The organism is Bacillus sp. FJAT-45037 (genome assembly GCF_002797325.1).
Classification (GTDB): Bacteria; Bacillota; Bacilli; order Bacillales; family Bacillaceae_D; genus Alkalihalophilus.
Map to the genome: position 1 here is coordinate 1,607,189 of NZ_KZ454938.1, position 23,089 is coordinate 1,630,277.

The 23,089-nt window shown below is 37.8% G+C and carries 37 protein-coding genes; all 37 read right to left on the reverse strand.

Annotated features, from left to right (window positions below):
• Positions 1-2: 2 nt before the first annotated feature.
• The 37 genes from gpGT to CDZ88_RS08340 all read right to left on the reverse strand — a co-directional run bounded on the left by gpGT (position 3) and on the right by CDZ88_RS08340 (position 23,088).
• On the reverse strand, positions 3-134 hold the full coding sequence (gpGT, locus tag CDZ88_RS17375) for a phage tail assembly chaperone GT (RefSeq protein WP_442857117.1): 132 nt from the start codon (positions 132-134) through the stop codon (positions 3-5).
• A 53-nt stretch (positions 135-187) separates the two neighbouring features.
• Entirely contained in the window at positions 188-550 is a 363-nt protein-coding gene (gene gpG, locus CDZ88_RS08175) for a phage tail assembly chaperone G (protein WP_100373073.1), read from the reverse strand.
• 54 nt (positions 551-604) lie between these two features.
• A complete protein-coding gene (locus CDZ88_RS08180) occupies positions 605-838 on the reverse strand; it encodes a hypothetical protein (RefSeq protein WP_100373074.1) in 234 nt (77 codons plus the stop codon).
• A gap of 4 nt (positions 839-842) precedes the next feature.
• Positions 843-1,442, reverse strand: coding sequence for a major tail protein (locus CDZ88_RS08185; RefSeq protein ID WP_100373075.1), 600 nt, complete (start codon positions 1,440-1,442; stop codon positions 843-845).
• A 15-nt stretch (positions 1,443-1,457) separates the two neighbouring features.
• Positions 1,458-1,832 (reverse strand): hypothetical protein, encoded by a 375-nt coding sequence (locus tag CDZ88_RS08190; protein ID WP_100373076.1) that lies wholly within the window; start codon positions 1,830-1,832, stop codon positions 1,458-1,460.
• Position 1,833: 1 nt separating this feature from the next.
• Positions 1,834-2,226 carry an HK97-gp10 family putative phage morphogenesis protein gene (locus tag CDZ88_RS08195; RefSeq protein ID WP_100373077.1) on the reverse strand — a complete coding sequence of 131 codons (393 nt, stop codon included), beginning with the start codon at positions 2,224-2,226 and terminating at the stop codon, positions 1,834-1,836.
• A complete protein-coding gene (locus CDZ88_RS08200; RefSeq protein ID WP_100373078.1) occupies positions 2,223-2,588 on the reverse strand; it encodes a phage head completion protein in 366 nt (121 codons plus the stop codon). Before CDZ88_RS08200 ends, CDZ88_RS08195 begins: the two co-directional genes overlap by 4 nt.
• Positions 2,575-2,865, reverse strand: coding sequence for a phage head-tail connector protein (locus CDZ88_RS08205; RefSeq protein WP_100373079.1), 291 nt, complete (start codon positions 2,863-2,865; stop codon positions 2,575-2,577). Before CDZ88_RS08205 ends, CDZ88_RS08200 begins: the two co-directional genes overlap by 14 nt.
• A 15-nt stretch (positions 2,866-2,880) precedes the next feature.
• Positions 2,881-4,044 (reverse strand): phage major capsid protein, encoded by a 1,164-nt coding sequence (locus tag CDZ88_RS08210; RefSeq protein ID WP_100373080.1) that lies wholly within the window; start codon positions 4,042-4,044, stop codon positions 2,881-2,883.
• A gap of 36 nt (positions 4,045-4,080) precedes the next feature.
• Positions 4,081-4,854: a head maturation protease, ClpP-related gene (locus CDZ88_RS08215; RefSeq protein WP_100373081.1), complete on the reverse strand. Its 774-nt coding sequence runs from the start codon at positions 4,852-4,854 to the stop codon at positions 4,081-4,083.
• Positions 4,838-6,016, reverse strand: coding sequence for a phage portal protein (locus CDZ88_RS08220; RefSeq protein WP_100373082.1), 1,179 nt, complete (start codon positions 6,014-6,016; stop codon positions 4,838-4,840). The genes CDZ88_RS08215 and CDZ88_RS08220 overlap by 17 nt, the downstream gene beginning before the upstream one ends.
• A gap of 67 nt (positions 6,017-6,083) precedes the next feature.
• On the reverse strand, positions 6,084-7,718 hold the full coding sequence (locus tag CDZ88_RS08225; protein WP_100373083.1) for a terminase TerL endonuclease subunit: 1,635 nt from the start codon (positions 7,716-7,718) through the stop codon (positions 6,084-6,086).
• A complete protein-coding gene (locus tag CDZ88_RS08230) occupies positions 7,715-8,083 on the reverse strand; it encodes a hypothetical protein (protein WP_100373084.1) in 369 nt (122 codons plus the stop codon). The genes CDZ88_RS08225 and CDZ88_RS08230 overlap by 4 nt, the downstream gene beginning before the upstream one ends.
• Before the next feature lie 669 nt (positions 8,084-8,752).
• A complete protein-coding gene (locus CDZ88_RS08245) occupies positions 8,753-9,082 on the reverse strand; it encodes an HNH endonuclease (protein WP_100373087.1) in 330 nt (109 codons plus the stop codon).
• A 215-nt stretch (positions 9,083-9,297) separates the two neighbouring features.
• Positions 9,298-9,441: a hypothetical protein gene (locus CDZ88_RS17610; RefSeq protein WP_198507837.1), complete on the reverse strand. Its 144-nt coding sequence runs from the start codon at positions 9,439-9,441 to the stop codon at positions 9,298-9,300.
• Positions 9,442-9,631: 190 nt separating this feature from the next.
• Positions 9,632-9,931 carry a hypothetical protein gene (locus CDZ88_RS08250; protein ID WP_100373088.1) on the reverse strand — a complete coding sequence of 100 codons (300 nt, stop codon included), beginning with the start codon at positions 9,929-9,931 and terminating at the stop codon, positions 9,632-9,634.
• 215 nt (positions 9,932-10,146) lie between these two features.
• Complete coding sequence (locus CDZ88_RS08255) at positions 10,147-10,815, reverse strand: DUF4145 domain-containing protein (RefSeq protein WP_100373089.1); 669 nt, start codon at positions 10,813-10,815, stop codon at positions 10,147-10,149.
• 464 nt (positions 10,816-11,279) lie between these two features.
• Positions 11,280-12,638, reverse strand: a complete 1,359-nt coding sequence (locus CDZ88_RS08265) for a serine/threonine-protein kinase (protein ID WP_100373090.1) — start codon at positions 12,636-12,638, stop codon at positions 11,280-11,282.
• A gap of 117 nt (positions 12,639-12,755) precedes the next feature.
• A complete protein-coding gene (locus tag CDZ88_RS08270; RefSeq protein WP_100373091.1) occupies positions 12,756-13,202 on the reverse strand; it encodes an ArpU family phage packaging/lysis transcriptional regulator in 447 nt (148 codons plus the stop codon).
• A 29-nt stretch (positions 13,203-13,231) separates the two neighbouring features.
• Positions 13,232-14,044, reverse strand: coding sequence for a thymidylate synthase (locus CDZ88_RS08275; RefSeq protein ID WP_100373092.1), 813 nt, complete (start codon positions 14,042-14,044; stop codon positions 13,232-13,234).
• A 19-nt stretch (positions 14,045-14,063) separates the two neighbouring features.
• The gene (locus CDZ88_RS17380) at positions 14,064-14,231 is read right to left on the reverse strand and encodes a hypothetical protein (RefSeq protein ID WP_157796509.1); all 168 of its coding nucleotides are present in this window, start codon (positions 14,229-14,231) and stop codon (positions 14,064-14,066) included.
• Positions 14,232-14,280: 49 nt separating this feature from the next.
• Positions 14,281-14,853: a hypothetical protein gene (locus CDZ88_RS08280; protein WP_100373093.1), complete on the reverse strand. Its 573-nt coding sequence runs from the start codon at positions 14,851-14,853 to the stop codon at positions 14,281-14,283.
• A 116-nt stretch (positions 14,854-14,969) separates the two neighbouring features.
• A complete protein-coding gene (locus tag CDZ88_RS08285) occupies positions 14,970-15,479 on the reverse strand; it encodes a dUTP diphosphatase (protein WP_100373094.1) in 510 nt (169 codons plus the stop codon).
• Positions 15,476-15,688 (reverse strand): hypothetical protein, encoded by a 213-nt coding sequence (locus CDZ88_RS08290; RefSeq protein ID WP_100373095.1) that lies wholly within the window; start codon positions 15,686-15,688, stop codon positions 15,476-15,478. The genes CDZ88_RS08285 and CDZ88_RS08290 overlap by 4 nt, the downstream gene beginning before the upstream one ends.
• A gap of 18 nt (positions 15,689-15,706) precedes the next feature.
• Positions 15,707-15,880 carry a hypothetical protein gene (locus CDZ88_RS17385; RefSeq protein WP_157796510.1) on the reverse strand — a complete coding sequence of 58 codons (174 nt, stop codon included), beginning with the start codon at positions 15,878-15,880 and terminating at the stop codon, positions 15,707-15,709.
• Positions 15,873-16,148: a Fur-regulated basic protein FbpA gene (locus tag CDZ88_RS08295; protein ID WP_100373096.1), complete on the reverse strand. Its 276-nt coding sequence runs from the start codon at positions 16,146-16,148 to the stop codon at positions 15,873-15,875. The genes CDZ88_RS17385 and CDZ88_RS08295 overlap by 8 nt, the downstream gene beginning before the upstream one ends.
• On the reverse strand, positions 16,145-16,705 hold the full coding sequence (locus CDZ88_RS08300) for a RuvC family protein (RefSeq protein ID WP_100373097.1): 561 nt from the start codon (positions 16,703-16,705) through the stop codon (positions 16,145-16,147). Before CDZ88_RS08300 ends, CDZ88_RS08295 begins: the two co-directional genes overlap by 4 nt.
• Entirely contained in the window at positions 16,686-16,820 is a 135-nt protein-coding gene (locus tag CDZ88_RS17830) for a hypothetical protein (RefSeq protein ID WP_269799255.1), read from the reverse strand. Before CDZ88_RS17830 ends, CDZ88_RS08300 begins: the two co-directional genes overlap by 20 nt.
• Before the next feature lie 10 nt (positions 16,821-16,830).
• Positions 16,831-17,067 carry a hypothetical protein gene (locus CDZ88_RS08305; protein WP_100373098.1) on the reverse strand — a complete coding sequence of 79 codons (237 nt, stop codon included), beginning with the start codon at positions 17,065-17,067 and terminating at the stop codon, positions 16,831-16,833.
• Positions 17,064-18,359, reverse strand: coding sequence for a replicative DNA helicase (locus CDZ88_RS08310; RefSeq protein ID WP_100373099.1), 1,296 nt, complete (start codon positions 18,357-18,359; stop codon positions 17,064-17,066). The genes CDZ88_RS08305 and CDZ88_RS08310 overlap by 4 nt, the downstream gene beginning before the upstream one ends.
• Entirely contained in the window at positions 18,343-19,125 is a 783-nt protein-coding gene (locus tag CDZ88_RS08315) for a replication protein (protein ID WP_100373100.1), read from the reverse strand. Before CDZ88_RS08315 ends, CDZ88_RS08310 begins: the two co-directional genes overlap by 17 nt.
• A gap of 28 nt (positions 19,126-19,153) precedes the next feature.
• Entirely contained in the window at positions 19,154-19,900 is a 747-nt protein-coding gene (locus tag CDZ88_RS08320; protein ID WP_100373101.1) for an MBL fold metallo-hydrolase, read from the reverse strand.
• Complete coding sequence (locus tag CDZ88_RS08325) at positions 19,897-20,352, reverse strand: hypothetical protein (RefSeq protein ID WP_100373102.1); 456 nt, start codon at positions 20,350-20,352, stop codon at positions 19,897-19,899. Before CDZ88_RS08325 ends, CDZ88_RS08320 begins: the two co-directional genes overlap by 4 nt.
• A 5-nt stretch (positions 20,353-20,357) precedes the next feature.
• Positions 20,358-21,236 carry a RecT family recombinase gene (locus tag CDZ88_RS08330; RefSeq protein WP_100373103.1) on the reverse strand — a complete coding sequence of 293 codons (879 nt, stop codon included), beginning with the start codon at positions 21,234-21,236 and terminating at the stop codon, positions 20,358-20,360.
• Between the two features lie 13 nt (positions 21,237-21,249).
• Entirely contained in the window at positions 21,250-21,402 is a 153-nt protein-coding gene (locus CDZ88_RS17615; protein WP_198507838.1) for a DUF6906 family protein, read from the reverse strand.
• Positions 21,389-21,577: a hypothetical protein gene (locus CDZ88_RS08335; protein WP_100373104.1), complete on the reverse strand. Its 189-nt coding sequence runs from the start codon at positions 21,575-21,577 to the stop codon at positions 21,389-21,391. The genes CDZ88_RS17615 and CDZ88_RS08335 overlap by 14 nt, the downstream gene beginning before the upstream one ends.
• Complete coding sequence (locus CDZ88_RS08340) at positions 21,577-23,088, reverse strand: AAA family ATPase (RefSeq protein ID WP_100373105.1); 1,512 nt, start codon at positions 23,086-23,088, stop codon at positions 21,577-21,579. Before CDZ88_RS08340 ends, CDZ88_RS08335 begins: the two co-directional genes overlap by 1 nt.
• Position 23,089 lies beyond the last annotated feature (1 nt).

Genomic DNA, 23,089 nt, shown 5'->3' on the forward strand with positions numbered 1-23,089 from the left:
CTTTATCCACCAAAAGCAGAGATTAAGGATTGTTCTTCTTGTGGCTTGTTTTTATCTCTTAATATCTCCACCACATAATGAAATGGCATGCTTAACACTTCGTTTACGTCCTTACCGTTTTCCATAAGGTCCATAATCATCTTATCCATGTATTCAAGCTGTTTTTGCGGTGTGAAATCTGCGGCTGTTAATTCTGACTCTCTAAATACTTTTTTGTTGCATTCGTTTGATCCCCCTGCGCAACAAACATTAATTGAGCTTGTAACGCTTCTAAAGCATCAGGAGCATGCAAACGATCATATAAATCATCAATTGTAAATTGATTGTTATAGATTTCTTTCGCCACAAAGTCAGCAAGCATTTCCATCATTTCAAGTTCAGAAGCATCCTCGTCCTTCGCCATATCTGCTTGCAGTTGCAATGCTTGACGTACTTTACTAAATGGGATGAAAAGCGGTGTCCAATATTTTTCAAGAATAACCGCCCCACCTTTTTGAACTTCTTCAACATTTTTAACTAACTCGATAACGTTTCTTTTTAACTGTGCCATTTGTGCATTCCCCTTTGATTTGTATTAGTTGATATAAAAAAAGAGCAGGGTTTATTACTCCTGCTCTTCACTCGTTTCATTAACTTCTGATTTCCCTTCAAACCCTTCAGGCTTTTCGTTCAACTTTTTGATTAACGGAGCGCCCAGTTTGTTATTAGCTGAAGAGAGCTCTTCTAATCTCGCTTCGCTAATCTTTTTATTCACTGGCTTCGGGTAGGTATCACCTTTACGGTAAATCTTGTTCTTATCCTTCAAGTCTTTGAAATCTTCTAGCACTTCATAGCTCATTTAATTAAGCCCCCTCTGGAATGTCTGTTGGATATGCTGATCCAAAGATCATATTGAATAACGCATCACGGTTCGTTGTCTCTCCCTTTGCATCTTTAGCAAAAAGAACAGATTTTTCATCATCGAAACCTTCAACTTCACGATCCATAAAGGCTGCCGAAATTTCATCAGGACCAAATTCCACGCTTCCTTGTTTTGTTTGAGCGCTTTTATTAGGACGCAAGAACATTCCCTTTGTAAGTCCTACCCACTCGGTAGATCCATCTTGATAGGTTCTTGCAAAGACAACCGCAACATAAGGCGGCGCATCGCTTGAACCATGAGCATAAACTCCTTCAAGCTTATCTAACCCTAGCAATACCGCTTTATCCTCTTCAGGGAGCTTATGAAATGCTGCGTTAACTGTAATGTCACCAGCAGCAACAGCAATTTCCGCAACCCGGTTATCACCATATGCTCTAACTGGTTCTTGTGGCATTTCCACCGTGACAGTTTGAAGGAATTTCACTCTTTCTGGCGTACCTTCTGCTACATTTAAATTATTTAACGGTGCATAGTAAAACTTATCTACACCTGTTGCGGATCTATAATTTTTTTCTGGCATGTTTAATCACTCCTTTTATATGATTTCTGAAACGTACACCTTACCCTCATAACGCCTAGCGTCACGATAAATCCTTGTATCACTGTCCCATTCATCAACACCTGACCCTTGACCAAATCCAATTGCAAGCATCACTTTACGCACTTCTTTCGCTACATTGTTCGTTAGAAGGTAATCCTGGCTCCATACTTCAATCTGATATAAGTAATCATCCGTTAAGGGTTGATCATCCGCATAATCACCAGGTCTAGGTACGTCAAGTGGATCAATTACAATATAAACACCCTCCATGCTGTCAGTAGGAGGGTACTCATAAAACTTAATTCTATTTCCAACGTTCAGAACAATGTACTGATTTTCTAATAGTTTTTCATAAATGAAATTCAGCACTTTAACCCCTCCCTAATTCTTCACGTATCACACGTTGATAGGCTTCCCTTGCTGATCTTTCTGCCCTAGCAACAGCGCCTTTACCAGGAGGGTTAGGGTTCTGAACTGTTCCAAACTCGTTTAAGTGAATGATGCGGTAACGACTTTTCGGACCTTTCCAATGCACTCGAATCGTACGTTTACCACCATAGTCAAGCGGTTCAGAGACCGTAATTTCATATATAGATGCGCCTGTATCTTTGAACTTCGCAAACTCTCGTTTAAGTTCCGACTCGAAAACTTCTGCACCTTTTTTTAAAGCTTGGTCTACTTTAATCTCCATAGCTTCTTTGCCATAACGTTTATCTAACTCAGCTAATAGTTCATCCATACCATCAATTCTAATCCCACTCATGACGACACCTCGGCAATTACATTAACAAACTCCTTGTTCTGCAAATCCGGCTGTACCTGCTTAACGTTAAATTCAATACCACGATACTCGGGAGCGTCTATCTCTACATAATGACGATTGGTAGGAATAAACTCAGTTAGTGGATCTCGAATCACAATCGTAATATCTGATAAAGTTCCATTGGCTTTAGCAATCTCCAAATCTTTCATCCACACATTGTCTATCTTCGCCCAAGCTGTAAAGACCTTCGTCTTAGTGTCACCGGGCATTGGTCCCTCATTAGGAGTAGATGTGTAAAAATAAATAGGTGTACGCAACTCACCGCTATGAACTCGCGGCTGGTTATACTCAAACTTCCGCAATATCATCACCTTCTTCAGGAAGGTTTTCAAAAGAAAAGCTGTTAATCTGATTCAAAAAATTATTATTGAAGTATTCTATGGCATCGTTGTAAGCATACCGTGTACGTTCAAACACTAATTCTTTTCCAGGACCATCAACAGTAATATCAAAATCACCGCACTTATTTTTAATGTCTGCATAAGAAAAAGACAACAACCTTTTAAGATTGTCGTCTTCTGCTCCATGTGTTATATGCATACGGACTTTGAATTCTTCAACGACTCCCTCTGTAATCATTAAACATCAACCCCTTTATGCTCCTGCAGGTTCAGATGTTGCAAAGCTAATATCCAAATCATAAAGCAATGCTGTTTTGTTATCGCTTGGCTTCCCATTAGCGAATTGTTTAATCGTGTAAAGCATTGCATCTTCAATAGCTAAAGTTTGATCAAATTTGTTTGTTTTGTAGCCACCTGCAACAGCCGCAAGGTATTCACCACGAACAAAGAATAAAGTTTTTTTCTCTGGGATCTCTTCAGATTCCACAAGTTGAATGTTATAAGGTAAAGAAGTTACCCATTGACCGTTTGAATTTTGAATTGTGTTTCTAGCTTGTACGCTGATTAAATCAATTGGATTAACTACCATCACAATTTTATTAAGCACTTTGCGCGCTTTTCCTTTTTCGTTCGTTGATAAAGATTTGATAACATCGTGAAGTTCACCCGCTACGATTTCACCACGTTCAGAAGGCGCAAAAGTTAAAGTTCCTGATGCTGTTTTAGTTGTTACTGCTCCTGTTTCAGAATCTTTATTTTTCATTAGTCCAATAGGTTCATTTTGAGAAGGTCCACGACCATTAACTAAACCATATTCTAAACCAACAGAGTAAGATTCAACTAATAAAGTACGAACATAACGTTCAACCCATACCGGACCAAGATCTAACATATCTTTCGGAATTACTGCGAAAGCGGTTAGTTTCAATTGCCCAATTTGTTCTTCAGTGAAAGCCGCGCTTACTTGTCCTTTGATTTCTCCGAAAAGAGCGCCCCACGCGAAAGCTTTTGTAGGATCTGATTTAATAAAACGCGTTACTGCTCCTAAATCTTGCAAACCGATTACTCCTAGTAATGGATGCGCTGCAATTAAATCTTCAAAGATGCGTTCTTGTGTTGTTACGGGGAGAATAGAATCTTCGTCAAATCCTCCGAACTCTACAACTTGATTAAAGAATTTTGTTTCTTCTGAAGTCAAAACATTTTGACCGCGCGCCGTTAAAATTTGAGCATCTACATTTTGATTTCTAACTTGTTCCGTGATCTTATCAGTTAAATCCTCTGCAAGCGCGTCTTGCATTTCATTCCAGGCTGAAGCAAGTTTTTCTTGATCTTGTTCTTCTGCTTTCACCAAATCCATGTACGCCGCTTTCTTTGCTTCAAAGTTTTCCATTTTCTTTTTGAATTTAATAGTCATCAATAATACCTCCGTTTTTTTAAAAAATAAAAGAGCCTACCAAAAACCTTTATTTTGCTTCGTAGGTTTCGGTTCAAGCTCTTTTGTTTGTTTGAATTCGTTTTTCAATTCATTCTTGAAATCTGAGAACATTTCTTTCAAAGAATCCACTGTAACAAAATCATTTGTTTCAGCTGGATTATCGAAATTCTTCTTGTTAGCCATTTTGTTCCTTAATCCTTCGATTACTTTTGAAGGGATCATGCTTGCCTCTGTTGTTGAAGCTGTTAGTTTTACGGTGTTATCTGTAAACATAATTTCATCAACAAAGTTATGTTCAAGCGCTTGTTGCGCTCCCATCCAAGTCTCTTCAGCCATCATTTCAAGCAAATCTTCTTCAGACTTACCGCTTTTAATGATGTATGCATTCACAAGTGATTTGTCGGTTGTTCGCAATACTTTAGCGGCTTTTTCTAAATCCCTGTGATCGCCCCAGCTCACCATTGAAGCATTATGAATCATAATTTGAGCTGTTGGTGAAATGCGAACTTTATCCGCACCCATAGCAATAATAGAAGCGGCGCTTGCAGCTAAACCGACAATTTGAGCTTCAACATGCCCTGGATAGTTTTTTAACGCTGTATAGATTTCAGAACCATCATCAACATAACCGCCCGGACTGTTGATCGAAATAATAACATCTTCCCCGTTTGCATCAGCTAACTTTTGAGATACCAGTTTTGGGTAGGTTGCATCCATTACAAAGAGTTCATAGATCCATGCTTCATCATTTGAAATAATAGGCCCTTTAATATCAATCGTCTTTGTCATTCGTTTCACCTCCTTTACTAGAATCTGAACCATCATCATAGTTCTTGGTGATTAAGAACTTGTCTAAAGACGGCTCATTTGAATGTTTCAAGCCTAGTTCATCGCGGATTTCATGACCATTCATGACACCCGACGAACGTAACTTGTCAACAGAGCTTGCCAAGTCAAAGATATTTTGATATGAAACCCGTTTAATCTCTAAGTGTTTACCCTCTAAATATTCATCTTGAGTGAACATTTTTGCGTTCGTTTCGTCATTAATCCTTTTTAACAATGGATCAATACACATTGATAAATAGTTTTTTGTTTGATGCTCATTTTCAGCAACTTCACCCCTAGCAAATGAAGGCGGTATGCCTAAAGCTCTGGCTACTTGATCTAAGAAACCATTCGTCAAGGTGTTAATTTCTGTAGCACTAGGAGAACCTTCACCTTTTGCGTGTTCGTGATAAGTGAATCCCTTTTGCTGCGGCACGATGGAAAATGCCTTGTTTTTAATGGATTTGTATACGCGATTGATAAAATTCTGCAATTTCTCTTGCTTCTCTTCGTCTTTACCTGATATTTGATCAACATCGACAGTTGTCCGAATGCCACCCTTTAACATTTGTACTTCAAACATTCGCCCTAATAGCTGGCCGTAATCGGTGTAGATCGAATCAATGAGTTTTGTTAGATTATCGTTTGCATACTCAATGTAAAGTACATTGCCACCTGAAAACGTCCGTTGAAAGGTGTATCCTTTAACAGTCACATCTTTAAAACGATCTTCATAATTTGCGGTTTCAATACGAGAAAAACTATCAGCAATTAAAAGATCATCTGAATCATTTTGGACGATCAAACATTGATTCTCGTAAATGAGTTTGTAAACAACCGTATACCAAAAGGAAGCAGCTGAAGTGTTTTTATTAGGACGTACATTTAACTTGTAGTACATTTCATCCCGGATCGTTTTATCATCCTCTTTGACCCTGAACTCTGATTGACTAATGGTTCTTGCTATCATGTTGATACAAGTTAAAACAGCAAGCCTTTTAAAATAAGCCTTTTCAGAAATTTCTTCAAACAATTCAGCATCAAACATCCAACTCAATTCACTATTCCTTTTAAATACCTGCGGTAAAAAATTCAATATTTCACCCCCTTTCTCAATAGGCATAAGGCGCGTAACCCTGCGCTGGGAGATATGAAGACCACCGTTCCCTTCTGCCATATAGGGCAAGCGTCTAAAACGCTATATCATCCAAATAAAACTCAGCATCTTCTTCTAGCAATTCATCAGCCTTCCAAAGTGCATGAATGAAAGCTTGAAATCCATCGGTTTTACGTCTGAACTCGTCCTTCTTCAAATACTCTTTGTTTCCGTCACCTTTTGTTTTCACATAGACATTATTTGTGTACCAACGCATAAGTGCGTTGTCTTCAAAGATAATGTTATGCTTTGCAAAAGCTGTTTCCACTCTAGGAGCAAGTAACGAATGAATCGCTTTTGGGTTACGAATATATTCAATCTCAAATCCTTCAGCTTCAAGAGCTGCTTTCACCAGGTCAAGGCGGAATGTATCGGCTACTATTTTGGTAAGGCCGTATTGTTCGCGCATTTCTACAAACCAATTGACTATGTGTTTGATCTCGATAACTGGACCTTCCACCATCGTTAACAGCCCTTGACTCTCCCAATCTTTGATAGGAGCTTCTAGTTTCACCGTGTCTAGGAATCCTTTTCTTACGAATGAGTGAGTTTTCCAAATGTAATCCTCCCCTTCTTTGAATAGTAATCCTACTGCAGCAAAGTCCTTAATACGCGCATAGTCTAAACCGCCTATACATGATCTATGTTTTAATTCTGGGAACGGTCTATTTGTTGCCAAGATTTCTTCCCAGGTTGCAACCGACTTTTCAAGATCCACTTCAGGAAGGTTCATTCGTTTAGTCATGAATTCTTCACGGCCTGATGGATTATTCTTTAATTGTCTGTATTGCGTTTTGATTTTCCTGAACAGTCCTTTTGCGTAGTCACTCATAGGCTTTGAAAACATGGGATTTGCCTTTTCCCACACTTCAGACTGATCAACTTCTTTAGGATCATCAATCTTACAAATGAACGGAAATAAGGGATCATCAAGCTCCTTACCTTCAAGAATGTTCATAGCTCGTTCTTTTGTTTTATCAAGGAATCCATCGCGAACATAACCATCTGTGCCAATGTAGAATTCACGAGAATTTTTAACCTTACCTAATCCAGATGAAAAGACGTTAACCGTCTCAAACGTTGCATAAGTGTGAATTTCATCATAGATCACACAACCATCACGCAAACCATCTTTACCACCTGCATTTGATGTGTGATACTGGAGAACGCTTTTTGTGTCATAACCCATGATTTCAACTTTAGATTTGTAGAACATATCTTCTAAAACGTTCTTCGCTTCGATAATGTCATAGACTTCACGGAATGAAGTTTTCGCTTGCTTTTCGTTGTTCGCTACGATCGACACATTGTAACGATCGATCGCATGTAACGGACTAATAAAGAAATGAGCTAAAGAAGATATCAGGCCATTCTTACCGGCTCCCCTTGCCATTAATAAGAGGAATTGCTCATAAAAAACAGCATCATCTTCCTTGTAGAAAAGGAAAACAAATGCTGTTAGGAATTTCTGAAACGGCTGAAGGGGGAAGTACCAGCGTTCAGTAAACTTTATATAGTTTTCATGCATTTCTTCGTCAAAGTACAAATCCTCACGCGTTAAAATATACTTTTCAAGGTAGTTAATCAACAAAATCCGTTCTTTGTTAAAATTGATCTTTCCTTGTTTGTAGCTGGATATATATTCATTAACATATTTGTTTTGGATCATAATAAATCATTCGCTGTTCGCTCGTTTTTGGTGCTCTTTTTTTTATCTTCTACAACTTCTTTCGGAAGAAGGTTAAACAACTTATCACAAGCAGCCGTGTAACGATTAATCATTGTGTTGTAAGACTTTTGGGAGGGGTTTTCTACAGTCATTTTTTGAGTGCCATTTTCAAACTTGATTGTCGGTCCCTTTAATTTTATTTCATCTTCAAGTATTTCAAGAGTGATTTTCATAAAGGCAACTCGTTCTATTAGCCTGGATGCTGCTTCACGTTTATCATCTGAAATGTTTTTGAATGTCTCATTCCATTTCTCAACTTCAGCAGCAATTAATTCATCCTGTTTTGCTCTACTCAACTTTGCCATGCATCAAACCCCCTCCCATTGTGCGCTAAACTGCTGATAAATTCAGAATATCGAACCCCCTCCCCGGTCCCCGGGCTAATTTTTTTCACAAAACTTTAGAGGCGGGGGGCTTAACTTTTTCCTATATCTTGATTATGATATCGTAACCACGCTCTTAAACTCGGTTTGCTAAATGAAAGTTCATTCTCTTCTTCCTGCCCTCTAGGTGGAAACGTATTGCATTTTTTGCAGCACTTACTTCGAAAAGTTTTCTTTGTGCAATTAGCGCAATGAAAGATAGGATACTTCGATGTTTTATTAGGATGTTGAACTTCCTCATAGAATTTCACTCCGTTATCTACTTTCCCTTGTTGCCACACAATACACTCAAAAAGTTTCTTAAATAATCCCCTCACTTCCTACCATCTCCCAAACTAATTTAAAAGGCTCATATAACGTTTTTAACACCTTCTAATATAAATAGAATCTAAACGTTTTAATCTTTCTGTATCACTCACCTGTGAACTCACAACACCGTTAACGTAATTAGGAAAGTGATCATGCATGCTTGCGATACAAATCGAAGTCATGTTTGATCTAAGGTTCTTGTCTTCCTTCTCTCCTACTGTCCCTAGAAAGGAAACTATTACGATTAATAGTAATACAATCTTGAAAGCTACGATCATTCTCCTACCACATTTCATCGTTCCACTTTTTATCTTTCTTGTTGCCGAATGTTCTCCCATGCGTTTCATTGTGGCACTTCAAGCAAAGTGTTTCTAAGTTATCTAATACAAGTGCAAGCTTTGGGTAATGTTCTATCTCGTACTTATGATGAACGTTCAGCTCAATGCTCTTGCGCTCGCCCTCGATCTTCTTAGAATCAACATGAACCTTGCCTTGTCTCTTACACTCTTGGCATTCGTGATTATCTCTTTCTAAAGCTTCTTTTCTTAGCTGCTCCCAGGAAGAAGATTTATAGAATCGTTTCTTTTGTTCACCTGTTTTATATTCGATCATCTTTAATCACTTCAATCAAAAGAATTTAAAATAGAGAAACACTAGTTGTTTTCTTTAATGTTTTCTTTAATGTTTTCTTTAGCGATTTCGCTCTAATGAAGAAACTCGTTTCACTGTCCCCTAATTAGACTACAGTAGTGTAGGCTACGTAGACTACAGAACTGCCCCCTAATTAGACTACAGTCAAGGTGTCCCCTAATTAGACTACAGAACATTCATTTGCGTTTAATTGCTCCACCTGGACCACGCTTATATGTGTCACGATAAACACCCATTAGCTCCTTGTAATTAGGTTCTTGCTGACGTTTCTTCTTTCTTCTTCTGCGCTTCTTCTTTGCATTTTCACTGGATAGGTTCATGTGATCAACTCCTAGCCTATTAAAGTGTAAGCTCTTGTTCTTAAAGGCAGTTCAGCTACAGCATCATAAAAAGCACCACCGAATAAAATCAGTAGTGCTGCTGTACATTTGATTAATCGTTTCTTTTTCATTAGCATCACCTCTGAGCATAATAAAAAGACCAACCCTATTGGATTAGTCTTTGCTAAATCTACAGACCAAGCTTCTTTTTAAAATATAACTCACCAGCTTTGTTCATCATTTCTTTCCAAGAAGAAAATTTAGAAACTTCCCTTACATAGCCATCTAATTCACTTTCATTCAGAGCTGTAAAATCCTCTTCTGTTTTCACAATGAAAGGACTCCTTTCCCAGAACTCAGTTATATTGTTAAAACTTGTGTAAGTTGTCATAAAGTTAGGGGTTAAGAGCTCAGATATATTAACTTCACCAGAAGCTTTATCTATCTTTCTATTAAAATCATCAAAGAAATCACCCATATTTTTTTTCATATATTCACCACCTTTCACCTTACAATTCGGCAAAAGGTAACAAATACCTGCAACATATTACCTATTTTCACAAACACAGAAAAGCAACTGAAGGTGCATAACTAGGCACGCTTGTCAGGCTGCCCCTTTGACACGACTCCCTCCCGGTTGAGCCAATATCTGCTCTATTTCTACCATACTGGAGTATCAAAAACGACCTAACCGCTTGGATTCGTCTAAAGTCCATCATTAAGAACAGCTTCAGTTTCTATCTCATAAATTATCCAATGGACAGTTAAATCTAATACTTTTTTTAAATATTGCACATCTTTATCTTCATGCCTTCTAACATAATGTGCTTCGTCATTCCCTATATATGCAGTTTTTCGAGCTAATGCTTTTATTTTTTCATTCTCAATATGGTCACCGATGCATTTAGCTAAAAATTTACCAGACACCATCTCTGAATCTAAACCCTTGAAGTTGATTAAGTAATCTTTGATTAAGAATTCAAGACACTTACGATAACCCATACCAGCTATTTGATGTAGGCCTTCCTGTTCTGCAACAACTGACTGATTAAAGATTTCTTTATAAGCAGGAGATAGCGCGTTAACTGTTTCAGATACCTCTATCTCTTGAGGTTTTTCTGGTAAGACTCTATACAAATTATATTTCAAATAATCAGTATTGAAGTAGTAACCTATAAACAAACTCTTACAATGATGTGTATGGCACTTAAAAATCACTTCAAGTTTATTACCTGGAACTTGATAGGCTGTTACAAATAATGGTTCTTGCTTCTTATGGCAAATAGGACATTCATCTGGGAAAACATATAAGTCTCCATGATATTTTTTATCCGGTTCATTTTTATCAACATCATAAAAATATATTTGTTTCATATTACTTATCACGACTCCTTTTATCCAACATATTACAATAAAAGTAGACAACAGTCATCTTTTTAATCAAAGCCCTTAGCAGGAATCGAACCCACATTGCAAGAATAGAAGTATCGTGTCTTATTCCTTAGACTATAGAGGCATAAAAAGAGCACCCACTCCCCAGAGTAGATGCTAAAGTTCTGCGCATAATGTACACTCATCAGATAAATTTGTGTGTCTTTCCACACCGTCAAGAATAAAACTCGTAAATAGAAAGGTTAGTTAGTTTAGTATTGAATCGATCTCAAGCATCTGCCTTAAACCTTTTTCGATAATATAAATTTACCATGGTTAAAATGTAATGACACATTTATTTTTCGTTTTTTTCTCGTAAAAAGATCGATTTATTTTCTGCTTTATGAAATTTTCACCGTAAAGAAATAAAACTATAAAATTTAATTCGAAGTTCAACTAAACTCTTCTTAATTTCCTCCGCTTCTCTCCCATTCAATTTGAATTGCAGGATGTAGGTCTCTTTTGGCAACTTGATCCACTATCCTTTCATAATAATATCTATGTTCTTTCAATGTATCAGCAATTATAAAAGCATCCTCATCATCTTTTACACTCATTAATAATTCATTAAATATATGCATACCAGCAAATCTATTCAAATCTACTGATGATGTGAGCACCGATGTAATCGCGTATGCTTTTAAATATCCTGAACGTGTATTATAAAATAAAGTTCTCATTGTATACCCCACTACTTCTGCAAAAGAAAAAGGGTAATCTTGAGCAAACTTCTTTACCGCTTCAGAGTATTTCTTTAGTATCCTCTCCATATCTTCAGAAAACTTATCCCCTAAAAATTTTATGATTATATCAGGTGTGTCGTGAAGCATTTGAATTAGCCTCTCCTCATCTTGCTCTTTATCATATAAATCTATTAATCGCAAAGTATTATTTATATCCTCTCCCCCGTAGTTTATATCTCCTTCCACAATTTTGACCTGCTCTTCATAAACATACTTTGAATTAATGCCTACATTAGTTGCCCTTATATAATCGTTTAATGCATCAACTATTTCTTCAACTGTTTGATACCTTTCATTAGGGTTGTGTCTTGTCGCTTTTTGTATAATAAAACGTAATCCAGCTGGAATACTCTTCAAGTCCATCGTTAAAGGTCTTTGATGGGTTAAAATATTATAAAGTGTTTTTCCTAATTGATATATATCAACCTTTTTATCAGCTTGTTGTGTTCCACCCAACGTTAGTTGTTCCGGTGCTAAATAATCAGTAGTACCCATTATTATATTAGCCTTAGTAAGCATTGTAGAATCTCTCACATCAAATTTTGCTAAGCCAAGGTCAGAAACCACTATTCTATCTTCCTCAAAGACTAAAGCATTTTCTGGTTTTATATCTCTATGAGTGAAGCCACTATTATGTATGGAAATAATCCCAAGACATATTTCTTTAAATACATGTAGAGCCCTATCTTGATTCAATATTAATTCAGGGATAATCTCACTAACTGAATACTTTGCTATAGGCATTGTAAAGTAAGATATTTCCCTATCAATTTTATAATCAATAATATTTATCACATTTTTACTCTCAATAGTTTCCATTATTCTTATTTCTCGTGAAAACCTTCTTAAGAATTCATCTTCATCTACATTCTCCTCAATATAACAATATTTTAATGCTGTCATAACCCCTTTCTTCTCTAAATCTTTCACTAAAACTACTTTCCCAAATCCTCCTCCTCCTAACTCGTTAATAACTTCATATCTATTATCGAATAATTCTCCTATTTTTAATCTTCTTTTCATAAATGACCCTCCTTTATTTACCAATATTATATATTAAATAAGTTAATAAAATTGTAATTCAAAAAAAAAACATCTCTTTTAGAGATGTCTTAATGAAATTTAATAAATATCTTGATGTCATCTTCCTTTTGTAATTGCTACATTTAACCCTAGAGCAATCTTATATATTGCTTTCCAACGCAATTTTGTATATTTTTTCTCACTAATAGGAGGTTGAAATTCAAAACTATATACTTTCAGATCAGTTTTATAGTCTGCATCATCTGCCATATATCGTTTTTCAATTAAAAACCTTTCTAAGGGTGGCAGCCTCTTTACAGCCCTTTCTATACGATCACAAAAGTTTCTCCGATATGCTTGTTGATCTGCATTATAAATAGCTACCTGTGCTGTTTGATCAGTAGTCGTATTAGTTGGACCATGAAACCTTTCTTCCGAGCTTGCTGTAATACTTACCTCACGTTCTTCAAAAGTAAGGTACTTGAAGATACGATACTTTTCTAAGGCTGATTCAACAGCTTCTTTAGTCTTCTTCTGGTCCAATTCAGGTAGATCAAAGCTCATGGAATCACCTTCTTTTTAAAATGAAGTTATCAGACTGACACTTTCGCTTTAATTGATGGATGCGGATCGTAGCCCACTAGCTTAAAATCATCAAAGTCAAAATCATCAATGTCTTCCACTTCTGAACTAACAAAGAGTTCTGGTAATCGTTTAGACTCTCTTTCCAGCTGCTCTTTAATTTGGTCCACATGGTTCAAATAAATATGAGCATCACCTATTGTGTGAACAAACTCTCCTGGCTTGAGACCTGTTACTTGAGCAATCATATGGACTAATGTTGCATAAGAAGCAATATTAAAGGGAACACCAAGGAATATATCAGCAGATCGTTGGTACAATTGACAAGATAACCTCCCATTGGCCACGTAGAATTGAAACATCATGTGACATGGTGGCAACGCCATTTCATCAATTTGGCCAACGTTCCAAGCTGATACAATGAGCCTTCGTGAATCAGGGTTTGTTTTAATGTCTTCAATAACCACTTTTACTTGATCAATGTATTCCACTTCCTCAATCCAGTTGGGATAACCTGACCATGATCTCCATTGCTTACCGTACACCGGACCTAACTCTCCATCTTCATCTGCCCAAAGCTTCCACGTCTTGAAGCGATACTCATCTGCACATACGTTAGCGTTAGACGATCCACTAAGCATCCACAATAACTCTCCTAATACTTTGTCGTAGTTTACATATTTAGTAGTTATGAGTGGAAATCCTTCTTGAAGATCAAACCGCATCTGATAACCGAATGTACTGAGCGTTCCAGTACCTGTGCGATCCTCCTTCTTTATCCCGTTAGTTAATACATGCTGCATTAGTTCGTGATATTGTTTCATATGGTACTCCTTTCTCATACTATTTATTTTTGAACTTACTCTTCCCACCATTAATGTAATGATCATGCACCAATGCGTACATATGACCTCCGAAACGGACACTTGTTGGTACACCGTCTTTCGCTTTCCTTACTTCAACGACTGGTCTGTATACGTCACCCTTTTCTCGATCTTTGTACTTTGTCATTGTTACACCCCTTTACTGGAGAAGCCCGACAAGAGCTGGGCATTGATTTTTAAAACGGTAATTCATCATCATCAACTGGTTTCAGATCATCGTCTTCTAAATCATCACCAAACTCATCATCATTGGTTTCTGATAAATCAACTTCCTCTTTCTCTGCTTCAACTGGCTCTGCTGCAGCCGCTTCCTGTTCTTTTTTCTTACGCTCGTTGTAACTAAGCACGTTTCCCGTTGTGACATCCACTGCATATTCAATGCCTGCATGATCGTTCTTAGGCTTCTCTTCTTCAATTAAGCTTGACTGTGAAGGTTCAATGAATAGTTTCACGTTTTGACCAGCTTTACGATAAAGGTCTAATGCCTTTTCTTCACTATCTCCTCTGAGAGCAAGATCCAAGACCACCTTCTTACTATCTTTGTTTGCTTTTTGAAGCTCAGCTGTGATTGGGCCCGACTTAGCACCTTCTACTTCGATATTGACCATTTCACCGACCATTTCATAAATCGATTGCGGCACCTTGATCTTTTCATCATCGTCATTACCGCGGTATTCAAATTTAAGTACATCTTTCTTGTCATCGCGTTGCATCCTCTTGAAAAGTACCATCAATTCAGTTTTAGCCATTTTAATTATCCCCTTTTAATTTCAGTGTAGTTATTCGACTGTAATCGGCTTGTTTCGACATTTTCAGAGCATGATAGGTTCAGAACACTCAGATAAAGAAAAGTGTCTGTATGAGCTTAGTAGCCGTTATTTTGACGTTCATAATTAACTTTGTTCTTTTCGAGATAGGCTTGTTCGATCTGACCTGTTGTGAAGCCGAGCATTACACCTAAAGTGAAATAACTGCTTACTAACTCGTTATACCTTTCTATAGTTGCCCCTCCATCGTGCCTACGCGCTCTGTCTTCTAACAAAAGAGCACCAGTTATGACGCGTTTAAAATGTTCAGTTACATCCGTTCCACTAGATGAAAAGCTAAAATCTTCAGGTAAATTTACTAGATATCTATTTTTCTTCAGCTCCAGGCCTATATCTAATACAAAGTGCAAGCCATCCACATACTCTTCAAGTGTCTTGTCTTTCGGATGTTGATTCTGACTCCAATACTTGAACCCTCTCCACTCGTTTGCGCACTCCCCAACCTCCACGATGAAGGCTAGGGTCATTTTTTTGTACTTGTCCTTACCCTCATAACCGATCCGATCTCTTAGCTCATTTTGAATCTCAAACAGTTTTGATAGGTTCATTCGCTCCCACCACCTTGTGTTCCGGCAATAAACCCTTGTGTCGAAACAATATGCAGAGCCTCTTTCTCGTTAAAACCCTGCTTTTTCAACTCTAGGTAATAAGATCGTGTTAACTTCGCTATAGTTGGATAAGCACCTAGCATCCCTGGCACTACCTTTTCTAATTGTTGCATCATTAATTCAAATTCCATCTGTTCATGTGGTTTCATGACTACACCCCTTGTATTTTATTTACGTTTCTTCCACTTACCCCAGTTCTTTGATTGAAACTTACGCTTTTTATGAGTTAGTTTCTTCTCTTGAACGATTGAATGTTGTCGCTTATTCCGATACCGTTCAAAGAATTGAGAAATCCCATTAGCGACTTGATCCACTTCTTGTTCAGTGAAGATCCTATTCATATTTACCAACCACCCTAAACAATTTTTGTAGTTCTTCCAGTGACAATTGGTAAAGGTGGCGGCCATCGTAGCTTTCTTTAATGTCAACTGAGAGAAGAAGATCCCCGTACTCTTTTAATTTTTTACCGTGTTCACACCCACCGCATAAAGAAGCACTTTTGTTTTGCCTTTTGTTAAAGTCACACGGTTCGCATTTTGTATCCTGGATATCTGCAATCTTCTTAGCGATTTCTGTTCTGAACTGCTGTTCTTTTTGACGCTTGTTCATTTTTGCACCGCCTTCTTTTTAGCTTTTGGTTTTGTTTTGCCTTTTGTTTCAGGGTTTAAGATCGTTTCGATGACTTCTCGCTGATAATCTTTCAAGGTGAATCTCATTGAATCGTAATTATTCAAAGCTTCAATGATTTTTGCTAGAACGAAAGCATCAAGCACGTTATCACTAGAATGACTGAAGCCCCAATTTTCAAAAATAGGTTGTTCAAGGTCCTCTTTAGGAGCGTTACCTTTGCCGCAAGCGTACTTTTTTAATTGCCCTGGTGTTACCTCAACGAATGATAAATTTCTGCTATATAAAGCAATACGGATCGCATAACCTAGACCGAATTGAAACCCAATCCCCCGGCCTTTACTACCGTAGCTGAACCCCTCAATCGCAATCTTTTCACCTGGCTTAATATGATCAACAATTTCTTTAACTAAAGTGGTGATTCGTTTAGGATCTTTGTCGCCGATCCCTTTAAGCTCTTTCGCCTTTAGAACGTTGCCTTCAGCATCTAAAGCAACAAATCCAGTTTTAGTTGATGGATCAATACCTACATAACGCATTTGCTAACTTCCTCTCTTGCAACTCTTTAGCGGCTGCATATCGTTCTGTCATTCTTGCTCCTTGATCCAACGCAATTTGATAGAGTTGTTGATTAGTAGCTTTCGAGTAATCCATATTCATCACCTCAGTCGAGCCAACCAGCAAGATCATTTGGTTCCGCTTTTTCTTGAACTTGATGTTCATTAGGAAATTCACTACCTGCGTAAAGCTGTTTATTAAATGCCTGTACTTGTTCAGATACAAGATCATAAATCCGTTTTGTTTTAACATCGTTCTTCACTGGCTCTAATGGATGTTCAGCAATTTCAACCATCCATTTAAGGGCCTTGTCACGTTCTTCTGCTGTAGTAATCTGTTTCATTCGTCCAACTCCTCAAAATGTTGTTTCCAACCTTTGAACAGCAACCGGAATTCATTAATACCAATGTTTCGACCTTTGGCTATGAACTGTTGAACCACTTTTCCGTTTTGATGTGTATCTCCTGAGTCGTGCCAGAGGAATTCGACCACATCAGCATCTTGTTCAATGTTGCTAGATTCCTTTAGGTCATTTAGGTCAGATAACTGAGGTTTCTTCTTATTCTCACTCTCACGGCTCATTTGAGATAACATCATAAAGTTGCAGTCCATTTCTCTAGCTATCCGTTTAGCTGTTGTAGTGACATTACCAATAGCTTGAGCTCTGCTTTCATTCTTGGCTTGAGGGATAGACATGATTTGTAGATAATCCACTGCGATCATGGCAATCCGTCCATATTTCCGCTTGAACTGACGAGCGGTTGAACGTATCTCTTGGATAGTTACACCCGCTGAGTCTTGTATAAAGATTAAATATTGTTCGAGTTGTTCATATGCTTTTAAAACAGCAGCTTCATCTTTTTCATTAAGAGATTTAGATTTTATACGTGCAAATGGTATACCTGTCATATTGGAGATCATCCGATCTTTCAACTCGTTATCAGCCATTTCTTGTGAATAAACCAAGATACAACCTGAGCTTGGATTGTTATCTGCTATACCTTTTACTCTCTGTAAAAGTAGTGCAGTTTTACCCATAGAAGGGCGGCCAGCACTTATAAAAAGTTCTCCTCTTCCTAATCCCTTAGACCAGGTGTCAAATGATTTCATTCCACTCAATATCGTGCTAACCTTTTGTTTCAAATGCTTTAAATAGTGTTCTTTCGTTTCCTTGAAGCCTTGCATTTTTCCGACTTCTTTAGGTCTCATATTGTCGAGTAGAGTTTCGGCTGCAGCGAAATATTCATCATCTGTTTTGAAATCTGCGTGTTCCAGTTCTGAAATTTCCTTTCCAATCTCTGAACCTCTACGCCTAACAGCCTTCGAGCGAACAATCTTAGCGTAGTACTTTACATTCGCGGTTGTTGGGCATGAATCAACCAACTTTGAAAGGTAATCAATACCGCCTATATGATCGAGTCTGCCGTATTTGTTGTATTCTGATGTGACTGTTACAAGGTCCACTGGCTTGTTCTGCTCATCCAGGTACCTCATGACTTTTAACAGTTCAGCATGTGAAGGGGTTAGATCGCGTTCTTCCAAAAAACTAATATCATCAAGAACATTGGCATCTAATAGAGTGGCTCCCAAGACGGACTGTTCTGCTTGGATGTCATAATTAGAAAGTGAATTCATCAGGATTCCCTCCATTCGCTATCCACTTGTTACGAGCGATTTCAATATCTCGTGAATCCTTTTGATAATATGAAGGATGCTTGTAAGAATCTTTTTGTTTAGATTCCTCACTCATCTTGATTGCCAGATCTGCGTACTTCTCTCGAAACTTTTTGGCAGATAATACGTTGGTTCTCCAAAAGTGATGCTGGGTAACCCATTTCATAAGATTGTGAATCTGAACCTTATCCTCTACACCGTCAACCTCTACTAACTTTCTGAAATCATCCGACCATTTTTGTATATTTGATTTACGGATTAAATGCTCCACACCAGCATCTTTGGCAACTTCCGTAACCAGTTCATGAAAGACCTTGGCCATCTTGTAATAGGTGTTGTCGGGACTATATTTCTCCTTCACGTTTGAAGGCTTTTTCTTCTTCTTTTCAATTGATATTTTCTCCTTGATTGGTTCATCAAGCCATTCATCATGGTTTTTATTGAAGCTCAATATTCTCGCTCCCCTCTTTCCTGCACCATCAGATACTATGATTCTTCTTTCTAATAACACCGCCAACTCACGATCAACTTGTTTACGACCCGCACTTAACTTAGATCCGAGAAAAGAAAGTGACATTTCGTTCTCTTTTCTACTAAATCCATAAGTGAATCTCCATATGGCCAAAACCAATCTGAACTGAGTACCGTTGAGAGAAAGCTTCATAACCTGTTCAAGAATTTCATTGGCAATCCGCGTATGTCCATTTTCTAATTGTGGATTAACCATGTAATCACCCGTTTCTAAGGTGACCTTTCTAAATCACCTCTATCTCATAATGTGTTCCAGACTTAAACCCATTCCTGGTTAAAGCTCGCTTAACTTCCATTTCAGCAAGAACAGGTAGATTGTTTTTGTTTGATAAATGCACCAGATAAATTTGTTCACCACTTCCTTGAATGAGCTTCACAAGAGCCATAGCGGTTTGTTCGTTGCTTAGGTGCCCAATATGACTTAAGATTCTTGCTTGGACGCTTATCGGATAATCAGAAGCTTCTACCATGTTCGGATCGTGGTTTGCTTCTATAATGTAGATGTCTGATCCGCACATGGCCTTTATCATGTTTGAGTCTGCATGGCCAGTATCTAAGCACACAGAACATTTTTGTTCATCGTCCTTAATCACATAACCGTAAGATTCAAAAGCGTCATGATGTGTTTTAAAAGCATTTATCTCAAAAGCTCCGTTGATTTGAATGCTCTTATTTGGAGAAACATTGTTCATCAATTCCGCGTCCACTGAAACCTTGATATCTTTCCATTCTTCTAATCCTGCATAAACTGGAATTCTGTATTTGTTAGCCAGTGGTAAACCTTTAATATGGTCCCCGTGGGCATGAGTAATGAAGATTGCTGAGATATGATCAGGTCTGACACCCACTTCAAGCAACCGCTTTTCAATTTTCGTTTTTGCAATACCAGCATCGATCAAGATTGTTGTGTTTCCAGAACTCAAGGCAATGCAATTGCCCTGAGAACCGGATGATAGGATGTTTACTTTCATTCTTTTTTTCCTTCTTTCGCTTCAATCATCATTGCTAGAACAGCAATATAAGCGCACCGTTTGGTTATATACTCACGATCTCTGATTCCAGATAATTTAATCAATTCTTCACGTAAACTCTTAACATTTGAGAGTAGACGACTTGTATAAAGTTGATGATGCTCCTTCCTCCAGTCGAACCTTCCAAATATATTTTCAAATTTCTTTTCCATCTCAAGAGAGAATGTTTTAACTTCATTGCTAGGGTTCGGTTTCGGTTCTATCTGCTGAACAAAGTTTGCTATCACTTCTCCTTTTTCGTGAATCTCGATACAATCACGATCTACTCCCCTACGTAATGCTATATATGGAGAACTATCCGTGAAATAAGTTTCTAATAGTGGGAATTCTGTAAATTCCGCAACCGCTTGTGCCATAAAATCCAAATGTTCTTTTGTTATTTGAATTGACATCAACCTCACTCCAATCCATCGTTTTCTATTGAATTCATCTCTTCGATGTGAATATCCATAATCTTTAGAAGTCCTTGCATTTCTGATAATGTAGGCTTCTTACCTTTTGGCTTTGCATGTTTTTGAATGTATTCAGTCATAGCTTCAGGTGTTGTAATATTCATTTCTTGAAACTTAGCTTTCATTTGATATTTAGCTTCATCAAGTGGATCCTGAACGATTTCTTGATCATGCTGTGTAGTCTGTGGAGCTTCATTAGGTGTAATATCTTTACGCTCTTGCTTGTATTCAGGAATATCATTACCACTAGGGGAAACATCTTCTTCGCTAATTTCAATGCCGTATTGACGCTTTGCAGCTCTTTTCACTACATGCTTTTTGAACATGTCGTTATAATATTTCTTCCAAAGTCCAGCATTGTTGCCTTTAAGGTTGTGCTCTACCTCATCGGCTTTTAAGTATTCGAATACTGGTGGAAACCCTTCGCGGTAAGCAAAGGCATAACATCCAATAACTTGTCCTGGATCACTGCTCATTTCATGCTCAACGTCCCAGAAGTAACGGCCATCCTCACCACGTACTCTCTTAGCCTTGTATTCATCGTTTTCATAGACTAATTGAACGTCTACACCTTGGTAGCCTTCTACACGTTTAGCCAAGTACATAATGCCCTCTACACTTACTTGAATGGACATCTTGCCACCATATACGATGCAATAAATATGATTAAGCATTGGATTAAGACCCGCTGCCGCTGCTGTTCGAATGAACAAACTAAACTGTTCTGGTGTGGTTCCTTTCGCTAATGTGTCTTGGATCGTTTGTAATTCACCTTCAGTGAACGCTTTTACTTCTGCAAGTTGCTTAGTGATAATGTTTGACATGGATATTCTCCCCTTATGAGTAAATTAGTTTTGTTGTGCCTGTTTCTCTATGGATTAATAGCAGCTGATTGCCATTAGCTTTGCTTACAAGCCAGTTATTTGGATTAATACCTGATAGTTTAATAGATTCTTTTTGAGTGCGTGTTGGACGCTTACCTTGTTTCATTAGAATCACCTTTCTTTAACTGGGATAATGTATGAAACGTGTTTTGTATGATATCATCAAGCACTTCAAATTCTTCTTGCGGTGTTAAGCCATCTTCATCAACCATGTTCGCTAAACAACCAACGATATGTGCGTGATAAGGATTCGAAAGACTCATTCGTTTCTTCTCTTTCATCATTCGCTCACCTCGATCTTTAACTCTTGATCAGCAACCACTCGACTAGTAATTAATTGACCAGTTGGACCCTTGAACGTAGTGATCGACTCAGCATTATCGACAAATGTTGGTGCCAGGACTTCACTTTGTTGACTCAATACTTCTCTAAGCTCAAGACCAGCTCTGATACTTTCAGAGAGTGATAGAGTGTTGTAGTCTTTACCGTCCATTTGAATAACAAAGGTTGGCTTGATATCACCGTTCTTTTGTTCTTCAAACAATCGAACTGAAAGCGTAGTGAACAATGCTTGTACTTTTTCGCCTTGCAACTCAGCTTCTTTTGATCGAAAGTCTTTTATTGAGTCCAAAATAAAGATTGAATCGTTAAGGTTAGAAAGCTTATCTTGTTCATCCTTCTCAGCTGCTTCTATTTGAGCAGTTAATGATTGAGACTGGTTATACAAGCGATCGGCTTCTATCAGCTCCTGGCGGTCATTACCAAGTTGTTTGACCCTCTCCATTTGTTCAGAGATATCAATATATTTAAGATCCTTGAGCTCCTGGGCCAACTTCTTCTTCTTGTTAACCAGTTCCTCATGTTTTTCTTTATGCGCACTCTTCCTAGTCTCGATAGATGCTGAAGCTTTCGTTGTGCTCTCATCATCTAATGATTGACCACACGTTTCACAATGCTCATTTACTTTAGAATTTTTTAGAGGCACCCATAATTCCTTAGACATTTCAATTTGATCTTGGACAAGTGCTAACTCACTTCTTTTCTTATCCACCGCACGATTATTATCTAAAGCACCATGCGAACTCTCTTCTAAAGCTTTGATCTCATTAATGATCCGTTTATCCTTTTCTCTAACAGCATCAATATCAATTTGAGTTTCTGACAATCGCTCACGTTGATCTTTCAATGTCTTGGTCTTGCTTTCTGCTGCTATATGAGCTTTTTGCATTTTAACTTTGTTATCTCTATGAATTTTTTCCACATCATCAAGAGAGTGCTTCTTAAGTAACTCCGACAATTTTTCCGCTTGTGGTCCTGGTAGAGCTTTTAAAACTTGTTTAGTTGTCATAGGTGGAATATAATTCAGCAGCATTGAACGTTGCTTGTCCTTGTGTAAGGTGAAGAAATACTGCGGATTGTATAAGGATAAGAAGAAGTCTTTGTCTCCAAGGTTTGCAACTACTTCATTGAAGTCACCAGCTTTACTTGGAACATCATTTACTAAATACTTAGCCTTGCCCTTCTTCAATTCACGAGTTAGTTTTACATCCTTACCATCAACTGAAAACAGTAGAGAAACGCTTGTTTCGTCCGCTTCATAAGTTACTGGTGTAGGATCGAGTTTGCTTCCGAAGGTATCCGTTCCGTATAATAGAAATGTAGAAGCTTCTAAAACGGAGCTTTTACCTTTAGTATTGTCACCGCTGATCTTAGTTTCCTCGCCAAAGTTAACTTGGAGATCGCGGTGATTTTTAAATCCTGATAGGAATAATTCTTTGAATATGATTTGCATT